General features: G+C 53.9%; 4 protein-coding genes. 1 reads left to right on the top strand and 3 read right to left on the bottom strand.

The window, feature by feature from the left end:
• Positions 1-64: 64 nt before the first annotated feature.
• Positions 65-2,680 (top strand): CshA/CshB family fibrillar adhesin-related protein, encoded by a 2,616-nt coding sequence (locus BMW93_RS21480; RefSeq protein WP_090381137.1) that lies wholly within the window; start codon positions 65-67, stop codon positions 2,678-2,680.
• 56 nt (positions 2,681-2,736) lie between these two features.
• Here BMW93_RS21480 and BMW93_RS21475 read toward each other — a convergent pair whose 3' ends face one another.
• The 3 genes from BMW93_RS21475 to BMW93_RS21465 all read right to left on the bottom strand — a co-directional run bounded on the left by BMW93_RS21475 (position 2,737) and on the right by BMW93_RS21465 (position 12,300).
• The gene (locus tag BMW93_RS21475; RefSeq protein ID WP_177194160.1) at positions 2,737-3,198 is read right to left on the bottom strand and encodes a WD40 repeat domain-containing protein; all 462 of its coding nucleotides are present in this window, start codon (positions 3,196-3,198) and stop codon (positions 2,737-2,739) included.
• A gap of 258 nt (positions 3,199-3,456) precedes the next feature.
• On the bottom strand, positions 3,457-4,086 hold the full coding sequence (locus BMW93_RS21470) for a response regulator transcription factor (protein ID WP_090381133.1): 630 nt from the start codon (positions 4,084-4,086) through the stop codon (positions 3,457-3,459).
• A gap of 120 nt (positions 4,087-4,206) precedes the next feature.
• Positions 4,207-12,300, bottom strand: coding sequence for a T9SS type A sorting domain-containing protein (locus BMW93_RS21465; protein ID WP_090381130.1), 8,094 nt, complete (start codon positions 12,298-12,300; stop codon positions 4,207-4,209).
• Between the last annotated feature and the right edge of the window lie 9 nt (positions 12,301-12,309).

Genomic DNA, 12,309 nt, shown 5'->3' with positions numbered 1-12,309 from the left:
CCGGGATTCCGGGAGACCTGATTTGAACACTTCATTTTTCCAATCACATTTACTGAATTGATCGATGAAAAAACTTTTACTAGGTTTTTTGACAGGGGGCATTATGTCTTTTGCACAAGTGGCTCACGCACAATACGCCGATGGTACCGGTACCGGGATACATCAGAACAAGATATTCTGGCTGGCCTGGGGAGGGCCTTCGCTGACCAGCTTTCCAGCCGGGTTTACCTCCACCAATATTGTGGCCGGTACGTACATCTGGGACCTCGAACCCGGATTTGTGAGGGTAGTAGGCCAAATGTCGAACATCGAAAGGCCGGTGCTGCCCACGAGCGGCACGCTGACTGTCGCACCTTACACGTCGGGTACCTATGTGGGTAACGGCACTTCCTCGCTCGGCGACGGATTGCAGCTCATGTACCCGGGCGTGAACCCGATTGGTATGGCCACCTACATTTCACCCGACCCGGGGTCCTACAAAGGCGGGGTGATCGAATTTGATATCGATTTGAAATTGCAAATGCAGATCAATGGCGTGTGGACCGACCTGAATTATCCCGGAATGGTGATCGCCGACGCCGAATCCATGGCGTCCGATAATGTGGGTACCGAGTATATTTCGGCCAAAACCAACGGGACCACGGGCTGGCAAATCCTGGACGTGCGGAACGACGCGGCGTCCATTGGACAAAACCCCAACAACTACAAGCTGGAAATTGGCGATGGCGGCAAGTTTTTCAAACTCTATAATAACCTGGTGCGGAACATGGGCGTGCAGGCGGTCATGTATGCCCAGGGAACGAAAACCCTGGCCGACGTCCAGATGCAGGGGCAGGGGAGAACGGCCCTGGCGCTGGGGTTTGTAGCACCTTTTGATTACGGCGATGCGCCCGAGTCTTACGGTGAAGCGATCCATTATATTGATGACCTCGTGCTCAACGGCACGCCTATTACGACGGACGGCGTCTATTCCGTTGCCTCGCAGACTGCGGCCTCTTTGATCACTCCTACCGCCAATGTATACATCAATTTGCTCCCGGATGCGGATGGAGGTCTCAACCATTTCAGTCCAACCGCCGATGTCGACGGCGCGACAACCGTCCCGGATTATGACGGCAGCGGCACTTATACACTCACTATTCCCATAACCAATAATACAGGCCAACCCACCAATCTCGGCGGTTGGATCGACTGGAACCAGAACGGGCTTTTTGATCCGTCGGAAGCAGTGCTGGAAACGCTGCCGGCTTCGGCTACGACGGCTACATTTACCTGGACGGGTCTCTCTACCCATCCAAATCCGTTAAAACCGTTCTTCGTCCGCGTCCGCGTGAGCACCGACACGATCCTGAACCCCAATTCCGGCGCGACCAACGGCGAGGTGGAGGATTACGCATTGTGGGCCACCGCGACGATTTCCGGGAATGTATTCCAAGACGCTAACGGACTCAGCAACGGCACCGTAGATGGCAATGGGACAAATCTGAGTAATGTATTGTATGTCAATCTGGTGGATAACCTGGGCAATGTGGTCGATTCTGCGCCAGTGGGATCGGACGGGCGCTATGCTTTTGGCGGACAGCTGGTGGGCGATTACAACTTACATCTTACCAGTCAGGCGGGTATTCCGGGAACTCCGGCGACTGGTTCGTCACTGCCGGCAAATTTCGTCGCGACAGGGGAAAATCTCGGTGCAGGCGCGGGTAGTGACGGCATTATTAATCAGATATTGCCTGTTACCCTCACTGCCGGACAAATCCTGAGCGAAGCCAATTTCGCGGTTCAACAGCCGCCGGTGAGCGATAGCTATTCATTTGATATCCCGACACCCGCTTTGAATAGCTTGTTACCATTGAACGGAACCGGCGCCGCCGACTCGCCCGGGCCGCTCAGCGCAACCGACCCTGAGGACGGCCAGCTCACGACTGGCAAAATCCTGATAATTAGCGACCTGAGTGGAATGAATGGCAATGAACTCTATTACAATGGAATTGCGCTCGCCGATGGGGATACGATCGCACATTATGATCCGGCGCTTTTGCAGTTAAAATTCACCAGCATTGGTAGTACTTCCCTTGGTTTTGCCTATAATTTCCTTGACAATGCATCGAGCGCCGGCACGGCGGGCAACTATGTCGTCAGATGGATGAAGCCCCTGCCTGTTACACTAATCGGCTTTACGGCAACCCGCGAAGGGGCGACCGTAGACCTGCGTTGGCAGACTACGTCCGAAACCAATAGCGCGCGTTTCGAAGTGTACAGAAGCTACAATGCAAAAAACTGGCAGAAGATCGGTACGGTATCGGCCGCCAGCCAAAGCACGGAGTTGACAAATTATCAACTCACCGATTCCGCACCTTTTTCCGGAGTTAATTACTACCGACTGAAAATAATCGACGCCGACGAAAGCTTTGCATTCAGCCATCTCAGTCAGGTGCGTACATACAGCAGCGTTACCCTGGGCGTATATCCGAATCCGACAAGCGACTTTTTACAAGTGAGTTTGCCGGATGGTGGGGAAATCAAGCGGCTTGTATTGACGAATAGCTCGGGGACGACGGTAAAAGTGACAGCGGGCGACACTATAAGTATCCGGGATTTTGCGGACGGTGTTTACATCCTTCAAGTACTAACCAGGCAGGGAGAATGGGCCAGGAGCACAATTCTGATCAGGCACTGATCAAATTCCATCCGGTAGGTAATCACCGGGATGTGGCGCGGTAACCAACGGTGTAATCACTCTGGAAACCCCTGAAACTTCCACTTCATTAGTCCTCCAAAAGTAGCGGTAGCGATAGTCTGCCCATCGGGCGATATGGCAATGATCCTGGGTGTTTCGTTGCGAAGCTTCATAGGATAATCGTGCGACGCACCGGTTGCCAGCTCCCATGTGCGTACTGCTCCGTATACGCCAGCGGCTATCCATTTGCCGTCGGGTGAAAAGAAAATGCGGCTGGGCGTTTCGTTTTTAAGCTTTGTGAGGTAGTCCCGAAAGTTTTCCGAATCTGCGTCCCAGACCCTTACACCTCCGAAAATGCCTGCTGCAACTAACTTTCCATCGGGAGAGAATACAGGTGACGTGGGTGTCTCATTCACAAGCTTTCCCGGCAACGTTGGCCGCGTACTGCTGCACGAGGCAAAGATTAAATGTAGTGCGAGAGATAATATTAAACTCGTTAGCAATTTGCCGGCTTTCATACGATGTTTCAGGTTATGTAACTTTATGACAACGAATCGTTGGTTTACCCTTATATAGACGGGGATTTTTGTGACGTGTTGAAACCGTAAAGTTTTCATAGCCCGGTGAACCTGAGGGCCTGGTCGGCAATGTGAGCTGCTATTTTCGCCGTGTTGTTGCTATTGAGGCTGCATAGTAGTTTCGTTTTATTAACTTCTATTATTTCGAGCATGCATTTTTCCGGCATTTTCAATATGCGGATTTGACTCAGACGATAATTAAAGGGCGAGAGATTTGTGGAATAATTCAAAGTTATCGGTCACATTCATTTTTTTGTAGATCCGCTTTTTGTAGGTGCTGACGGTGTTGCATTTGAGGTTAAGCGAAAAGGCGATTTCTTTGGTACTTTTCCCTTCCGTAACCTGGGTCATGATAGCCCGTTCGCGTTTGGAGAGCCTGCTGATGGATTCCAGTTCGTCCATATGATGCCCGGCGTCGATCTTGGGTAGCAGCGACGACTGTAATTCCACGCTTATGTATTTGCCGCCGGAGGTTATGATGGTGATCGCCCTGGCCAGCTCGTGGGGTTTGGAATGTTTCATAATAAACCCGTCGGCGCCGGACCGCATGACCGGCAATGCGTACAGCCGCTCGGCGAGCCCAGAATAGAAAAGTATCGAAACGTCAGGCTTCACGGACCTGAGAATATCCACCAGGTTCGGTGTAATAACTCCTTTGATCTTGATCTCGCTGATGATGAGTTCGATATTGGTTTTGCTATTCAATATCGACTGCGCCGTTTCCAGGTTGGCTGCTTCAAAAAGACAGTATTCATCGGAAAGCGATTGCAGGAGGAGTCGCATGCCCGTGCGGAGCAGCGTCTGATCGTCGATGATCAATATGTTCATAGTAAGAGGAGTTTGAAGGATGAATTTTTATGATTGGGAGATTTTGGAACAGACGTTCCAGTGAACCAGCCTTTCAGCCGGCCACCGGAGCGTCTGTAAACCACTAATGAGCTTTAAACATTATTTAATGTGGACGAATTTGTGTGTGTGAACAGATCCGTCTGTGTGTGTGAGGCGCAGGATGTACACGCCCGCGTCGAGTTTGCTTACATCTACCTTACCCGAATCAACCGGTCCGGAGCTGTAAACCTGCAAACCTGCGAGGTTATCGATCCGAATGGCTTTCACCTGTTTCCAGCTGGTCACTTTGAGCGTCAGCTCGTTGCTCACAGGGTTAGGGTAAATGCTGCTTTCCAGCTTGCTTTCGAAACGGACGCTTCTGATGGCGCTGAATGCGAAGGTGCCGTCGGCATCTACCATTTTCAGGCGGAAGAGGTTATCGCCAATCTCCGGTTGGCGATCGACAAATGAGTACGTCTTTCTCACCTTGCTTTCACCTTCCGCTTTCACGCTGCCGACCTGTTTCCACGCTTTGCCATCGATGCTGCGCTGGATTTCGAAACGGTCCGAGTTGGTTTCTTCCGAAGTAGCCCAATTCAGTTCAGCTGCATTTTCACGCGCGGTGGCAGTGAAGGATACAAGCGTTACCGGAAGCGGTTTTTCCCAGCGGATCGTGTAAGTTACCGGTGGCGATTGCTCGCCAGCCTCATCCAGATAAGCATATTCGAACTCGATACTGGTGTAACCCGTACCTGTCAGCTTGATGGCCAGCGAATCAGGATTGTAGTTCGGGATCACTTGCCCAGCCGTCACCAGCACGCCGTTGTAATACAGCTCGCCATTGTCGGGCAAGGTCGTGATCACCACGGTACGGTCTCTGCCCGAACCATCCAGCGTACCATCCTCGGGATCGGTACCTGTCAACTGAGCAGGCGAGCTTGTGCCTGCACCGGTGCTGGTATGGGTACCGTTAAGCGGTATGATCGCATCGGTCACCGGTTGATCGATCAGGTAATCCTTCGGATCGGCCACCGGCGGTTGCTGCACACCAAAGTTGGCATCGGTCACATCGGTAGTAGTCACCACGATGTTTGGCAAAATACCATTCACAGTCCCGTCGCTTCCCGCATTGGTGCCCAGGTGCTCACCTGTGTTATTCCAACCGGTTGGCAGAGCTGGCGTCGTCGAGCCGGCTGCTGTCTGGTGCAATACCACGCTGTAAGTACCAGGAGTAACGTTACCAAAGTCGTAGGACCCGTCAGCCTGTATCGGAACAGTGGCTATCACAGCGCCAGTCGAATCCACAAGCGATGCGTACAATCCTGCCGGTATGGCTGCCGGGCTTGTTGTGTTCACCGTGCTGTCGGTCAATGCATTCGCATCATGGAATACATTACCAGAAAGCTGCACGAGCGGAGTCGTAAATGGCTTGGTTACCGAACTTTCGTTGCTTTCCATACCACCATTATCCGTCACCGTGAACGGTACATCCACAGTCGGGTTACCATCGATTGGGTCAATGAGCACTTCCAGGTCAGTTACCGGAACCGTTACGCCCGAATCCGGGAATACCTGCTGTCCGGCTCCCGGAGTCTCGCCCGGAGCTACGTAGGTTGTTCCGTTGATGGTCACCGTAGTCACGTTTTCAGGGAACTCGGTGAATGTGATCGTTTCCACGGTTCCATCCGTATCGCTGAAATTGAAATCATCGGAAATATCCACGGTCACCGTTCCGCCAGGGTTTGGCGAAGAAGGCAGGTTTTCGTCGGTCGTAACCGGCGGCTGCTGTACACCAAAATTAGCATCGGTCACGTCGGTAGTAGTCACCACGATGTTTGGCAAAATACCATTCACAGTCCCGTCGCTACCCGCATTCGCGCCCAGGTGCTCACCTGTGTTATTCCAACCGGTTGGCAGTGCTGGCGTCGTCGAGCCGGCTGCTGTCTGGTGCAATACCACGCTGTAAGTACCCGGAGTAACGTTACCAAAGTCGTAAGACCCGTCAGCCTGTATCGGAACAGTGGCTATCACAGCGCCCGTCGAATCCACAAGCGATGCGTACAATCCTGCCGGTATAGCTAGCGGGCTTGTTGTATTCACTGTGCTGTCGGTCAATGCATTTGCATCATGGAATACATTACCAGAAAGCTGCACGAGCGGCGTCGTAAACGGCTTGGTCACCGAACTTTCGTTGCTTTCCAGACCACCATTATCCGTCACCGTGAAGGGTACATCCACAGTCGGGTTGCCATCGATCGGGTCAACGAGCACTTCCAGGTCAGTTACCGGAACCGTTACGCCCGAATCCGGGAATACCTGCTGTCCGCTTCCCGGTGTTTCGCCCGGAGCTACGTAAGTGGTACCGTTGATGGTCACCGTGGTCACATTTTCAGGGAATTCTGTAAACGTGATCGTTTCCACAGTTCCATCCGGATCGCTGAAATTGAAATCATCGGAAATATCAACTGTTACCGTACCGCCAGGGTTTGGCGAAGACGGCAGGTTTTCGTCGGTCGTAACCGGCGGCTGCTGCACACCAAAGTTGGCATCGGTCACGTCGGTTGTAGTCACCACAATGTTTGGCAAAATACCGTTCACAGTACCATCGCTTCCTGCATTGGCGCCCAGGTGCTCACCTGTGTTATTCCAACCGGTTGGCATGCCTGGTGTCGTCGAGCCGGCTGCTGACTGATGCAATACCACGCTGTAAGTACCAGGCTCCACGTCTCCAAAGTCGTATGAACCATCTGCATTGACAGGTACAGTTGCGATTGCCGCGCCCGTCGAGTCTATTAATGTTACAAACAGGCCGGTCGGGATCGTAGTTACCGCGCCGGAAGTATTAACTGCATTGTCAGTCAATGCATTGGCATCGTGGAATACATTACCTGAGAGCTGTACGGTCGGAATAGTGAAATCAGCGGTTACGATGCTGACATTACTTTCCAGTCCGCCATTGTCGGTCACAAAGAATGGAATTTCTACCACCGCGCCGCCATCGACAGGATCGACAACCACAGACAGGCCTGTTGCAGGAAGCGTGAGGTTACCAGCCGGCCAAACCTGCTGACCAGCTCCCGGCGTTGTGCCCGGGGCCACATAAGTAGTTCCGTTGATGGTGATCGTGGTAACATCCTCAGGGAACTCGGTGAAGGTAATCGAGGCCACGGTTCCATCAGTATCGGTCAGGCCGAAATGGGACGTCAGGTCAACGGTCGTCGTACCGCCAGGGTTAGGCTGGGTAGGCTCTGTTCCGCCGGTGGTTACCGGGGGCAGCTGGATACCGAAGTTCGCATTGGTCACATTGGTACCTGCCACGGTCACGCCGGTAAGGATACCGCCGACTGCATCATCGCTACCCACGCCCGCACCCAGGTTCTCGCCTGTGTTCACCCATCCCGCAGGAAGGCTTGGCGTAGTAGAACCGGTAGAGGTTTGGTGCAATACGATGCTGTAATCACCCGGCGATCTCACGCCGAAATCATAAGTGCCATCCGCATTCACGGGCACCGTTTTCACGGCAGCGCCAGTCGAATCCACCAGGGTCACAAAAAGGCCGGTCGGGATAGCAGGATCGGTAGCTGTGCTGTTGACAGTCACATCTTTCAACGCATTCGCATCGTGGAATACATTACCTGTCAATGTTACCGGGGCAAAGCAAGCCTCGGGCGCATTGATAGCGACACTGACCTGTTTTACCAACTGGCACTGGCTTGCATTGTCGGTCACGGTCACCGTATAAGTTCTTGGCGAACCGGTAGTGACGGTCGGGTTGGCAATAAATGCATTGGAAAGACCAACAGACGGGCTCCATGCATACGAGTAACTTCCCGAGGAAGTCACATTCAGAGGCAATGTGGCAGAAGTACCTTCGCAAAGCGCCACGTCGCCGGTTGTGGCGGCAATGGTGTTTGGATTAACCACAACTACCACTTCTTTATAGTTGCTGCAACCTGTTGCCGTGTTGGTCTGGGTCAGACGGTAGGTCTGGGTAGAGCCGGCAGCGATAGTAGTAGAGGTTGCATTGGGGCTGGTTACGCCAGCGACCGGGCTCCATTGCCATGTAGTATTCGCAGGTGCGGTACCAGCCAATGAAAGTGTCGCCACGCCACCTTCGCAAATAGCGGTGTTACCAGCGATGGTAAAGTTGGCTGGCGTGTTGACGGTTACTATTACGTCGTCTGTTGTAGTACAGCCGTTTAGGGTAACACTCACCGTGTATGTGGTCGTCACAGTCGGCTTCACAGTTGGCTGGGCCACATTCGCCGCGCCTACAATGCTTGCGCCCGTCCACGAGTATGTAGCGCCTGCGATGGCAGGGGTACCGATTACAGCAGATTCACCCGGGCATAGCGTAGCGTTGCTGCCTGCATTGGCCGACGGGCTCACTTTAACCTGATCGGTGAACACGCAACCGCTAGGCAAGGTCACGGTTACCGAATAGATTGTTTCCAAGGTCACTGTTGCGGTGGGATTAGCCACTGTTGCGCTGCTCAAACCCGTTGCCGGTACCCAAAGATAGGTCGCGCCAGCAGGAGCGGCAGGGTTTCCGGCTGCACCGTATCCGATCGCGATGGGCCCGACAGGACATACATTCTGGTCAGCCAGGTCGAGGCCGGTTACCGGGTTAACGGTCAATGTTACCTGGTCGGTGAGCGGGGTGCTGCATCCGGGGTAGCTCACTTTTACCACATAGGTGGCCGTTGCCGTCGGGTTGAGCACGGTCGGGTTGGCGGCTGTGTTGCTGCTTAGCCCGGTCGCGGGTGTAATGCCGTCGGCCATAAACCATTCATATTGCGCAAAAGGCTCGGCAGCGCGTCCCAGTTGTGCCGGCTCTCCCTGGCAGGTCGTCAAAGCTGCGCCGGCATATTCACCGGTACTTACGGTGTTGCTCAAAACGACCGTGTCTTTGGCGATACAGCCCGACAATGGATCGGTAACCGTTACGATGAAGCTTTGCGGAGTGGCCGAAGCAAATTGTACCTGGGGCTGGGCATCGGTCGGTCCTGTACCATTGGTCCATGCGGCATTGGATGGTTCCCACGAATAGGTCCAGTTAGTGCCCGACGGGGCCGGGGAACCCAGGGTGACAGTAGCTCCATTACAAACCGCACGATCGTTGCCTGCATCGGCAACCGGTGCAGAGACATTGACAACTACGGTTTCGCGGTTCTTGCAACCAGATGCGGTTTCAGTGATCACAACCTGGAACGGCGTTGTACCGGTAACGGTGGCCGTAGGGTTGGCAACAGTACTGCTGCTCAATCCGGTTGCGGGTGTCCACGCATAGGTAAAACCGGAGATAGGCGTGCTGCCAATCTGAATCGTGGTGCCGGGACAGGTATACTTGTCTTCTGCTGAAAAAGCGGGCAATGACCATCCCGGAGGGTTGATCACAATCGATTTCTGGCAAGTGATTGAACCGTCATACTTGTTGGTCACAGTTACTGTAATGGTAGCCTGCGCGGTCGAGGTGATATTTACCGTCGCTGCATGGGCATTGTCCACCAGGTTGGCGGGGCTCCACGAGAAGTTGTAATCCGAAGCGGGGAGAGTGGTTCCCAGTTTCAAGGCCACCGGTCCGAATACTTTCGGGCAGGCCTGGTCGGAAAGTGTTACAATTTCAAAATCGCAACCGCCCGTGCCTGTGCAAGGCTGCACCAGTACACCGGCAGTACAGGAAACGCCGTTCAAAGTAACTGTCCGTCTGAAACGGGTCACGCCGCTGTTACTCTTCAGATAAGCATTCTTGCCGTTGCCGGCAGTTTGCAAAATAACGCCGTCGCCGGAAACTACGCTCCATGTATAGGTTGTACCTGGCGCATTGTCTTCATCCAGATGGTTACTCCATACCGGTCCGCAGACGGTCTCATCCTGATCGCTGATGCGCGAGTTGAGTACCGAAACTTTCACCTCGTCGGTGAATGCGCAGCCATTTTTGACGGCCGTAACAGTATAGTTGATCGATCCACCGGTCACCGCTGCCGTTCCCGCGTTGAAAACCGGATTGGCTACCTGCGAAGCGGAAAGATACTGGCCGGAAGTCCAGGTATAGGCAAATGTCGCATCCGCGGTGCCGCCCAATGTGACAGACGTATTTTTACAAATCGTCTTATCCGTGCCGGCAAACGTTAATGCGCTATTTGGCGCTGTTACCGGGGTTACGGTCACATCGTCGGTCGTTACACAGGTGCCGCCGCCTTTTTGCTGAACGGTGACGGTCAAACGGTATACGGTTGCAGCAGTCGGGTTGGCAATGGGCTGTGCACAGGTGGTGCAGCTTAGTGACGACACCGGATCACCCGAAATGCTCGTCCAAACATATGAAACCGAAGGGCTGGAAACGGGTGGTGCACCGATCTGAACGCCACCGGCACCCTGACAGATAGACTTGTCGGTACCTGCATTGGCGATAGCGGGAACGATTGTAACCTGGTCGATATCCACGCAGCCAGCCGCGTCGGTTACCTGTAACGTGTAGGTTGTAGTGGCGGTAATACCCGGAGTGGTCCACGTGCCGGTTGAAGCGAGCGGCGTACCATTGCTGGTGCTGCCTTCATACCACTGAAAAGTGTAGGCGGGTGCTCCACCGGAAGCAGTTCCTGCCAGCTGTACCGTATTCAAACCGGGCCCGCAGACAAACCATTGCGGCCCGTCGGCATTGGCGATCGGCGATACATCGGTACCGATAATTACCGATGCCACCCCGGAACTATCCACTGTGATGAAACCGCAAAAACCGTCGTTGACCTTCACGATCCGGCGGTAGTAAGCCGAAGTGTTCCTGGCCAGCGGCTGCAAATCCTTGAATACCTCGCCGGGCATATCCGCCCACGGCCCCGTCGCGCTTTCGGCAATTTGCCATTGGTAAAGCATTGTTGTGCTGTAACCGGACGGCGAAGTAATAGCAGCAGGGCTCGCATTGATTACCTGGGGAATTCCCAGGATACAAGCCTGTTGGCTGGCTGGTGAAAGCGTGGTCGTAGCGAATTGGAGATTATCGGGAACGGGATGGGCCGATAGCTTCCAGACATACTGAGAGCGGATATTTCCATTCGCCGTCGGTGTGATCGCATACCTGCAAGGGCCGAACTGGGCGTCGGTGGCATAAACCCCACCCGCATAAATGTCGCCAGTGGCGTCTACACCAACGGATAGCCCGTCTTCAAGGCCAAGGGTGGCGCTTGCCCCTCCCGCAGTTTTGATCCATACGAAACCCGCGTCGGTGGTGTACTTGCTTACAAAAATATCTGTGCTGGCAATGTTGGTGCCCCGGTTGGTTACCTTAACGACCCCTGCTCCCGGGTCCCAGTCGCGGTCCAGGAGTGCGGGCGCATTGGAATAGCGGCCGGTAGCCAGCAGATTTCCGGCATTGTCGAGGGTAATGTCCCCAACAGCATTGCCCTGGAACATTCCCCAGACGTAATTCCCGCTCCCATCCCATTTGGTGATGAAACCGGCTGCGGGTATGTCGGTAGTACCCGGACCTGGGTCCAGGTCCATGGTGCCCGACGCGTTTCCTCCGATATAGATATTACCCGCACCATCCGCTTCGATTTCCGATACGCTGCTGGTGGCGGTATTTGCAATCGTCTTGACCCATTGAAATGTTCCGGCGCTGTTCAATTTTGTGATAAACGCCGTTTGGGTCGTCACCGCAGGAAGAGAAAGGGCGCCAAAATCGGAAACTCCGCCATTTGCGCCCAGAGTACCTCCGACAAACACGTTGCCATTTCCATCAACAGACAGTGAGGTTCCATTGTCGTTGAACGCTGCCCCCATTCGTCTGGCCCATATAAATGAGCCGTCGGAAGCCAGTTTTAAAACATATGCGTCAATTGCCGATGCACCCGGCGATGTCAGCTCGGACACCCCTGCACCCGGGTTGAAGTCGACCGTATTGGCAAAGAGCCCGGCTACATAAATATTGCCGGAACCATCGGTTTTGATCTGGTTACCTGCCCCGTTGCTTCCTGCGACAGCGGAGGTGTCTCCCAATCGGGCAGCCCATAAATAGTTTCCGTTGCTGTCGAGCTTGAGTATAAACGTTTCAGTGCCGTTTGACGCTCTGGTCGAAAGTTCTGCAACGCCACTACCCGGGTTGAAGTCGGCGGTTCCCCTGAATGACCCGGCGATAAGCAGGTTTCCTGACGCATCGACCGTGATGGAAGAACTGGTGAACTGAACCGTAGCACTGATCTGTTTGACCCACACCAGGTTTTT

The sequence above is a fragment of the Dyadobacter sp. SG02 genome, assembly GCF_900109045.1.
Classification (GTDB): Bacteria; Bacteroidota; Bacteroidia; order Cytophagales; family Spirosomataceae; genus Dyadobacter.
This window is presented reverse-complemented; position numbering and strand designations above follow the sequence as displayed.